The sequence below is a fragment of the Mycoplasma sp. 2575 genome (assembly GCF_053851635.1).
Genome location: NZ_JBSQBB010000025.1, coordinates 1 through 778 on the forward strand (window position 1 = coordinate 1; position 778 = coordinate 778).

Annotated in this window: 1 protein-coding gene; it reads right to left on the reverse strand. The window is 27.5% G+C overall.

All coding sequences use genetic code 4. The features are described from left to right. Nucleotides 1–183: 183 nt before the first annotated feature. A partial coding sequence (locus ACWXVU_RS03185; protein WP_456012195.1) for a hypothetical protein occupies nucleotides 184–778 on the reverse strand: 595 nt, incomplete at its 5' end.

The following is a 778-nucleotide window of genomic DNA, read 5'->3' on the forward strand; positions in this document are numbered from 1 at the left end:
AATTAAGTTTATAAAGCATATTTTATAGTATTTTTTTTTTTTTTTTGTTTTGGCAAAATTTGTGTCTAATAAGGCAAAAAATAGGTTAGCAAATCATCCTAAATATCACAAAAGCACAAGAAGTTAAACCTAAAATAACTCCTCGTGCTTTATTAGATTGATTATAAATTTCAATATTTTATTTTAGTTTTTTGTCGATCTTGGTTCAAATATAAAGATTGGACCCTTACCTTCTATTCCTTTAAAGAATGAATTGGCAAGATCTGCAAAATCTGTAAAAACCATAGGTTGGTTTTTTTCTTCTGTTTTCTTTAAGTCTGGAGACTTCATTTGTGATTTTGAATCTTGTTTAGAATTATCTTTGCCTTCCTCATCATCAGAAATCCAAGGTTCATTATGATCAGGCAATTCTTGTCATGGTCTCCCTTCTGATTTGGAAACAATTAAATCCTTATTATTATCAATAGAAAAGTCAAAATTTTGATTCTTTCCATCATCTTTTTTAGGGTCATAAGTTTTTTTATGAAAACTTTCTTCGCTTTTTGTTTTAATTTTCATATTTTCAGCATTTGTAAAACTTAATTCACCTGGTTCATCATCTTCATCTCAAGGTTCGTTATAGTCTGGTTCATTATTTTGCATTGAAATAACACCTAAATCTGTATAACCATCATCAAGAAAATCAAATCCGTGTTTGCCATCATCCTTAGTTCTGTCGTATTCTTTATATAAATTCTTGTAATAAAAATTATCAATTACATTCTTAATTTCTTCATTA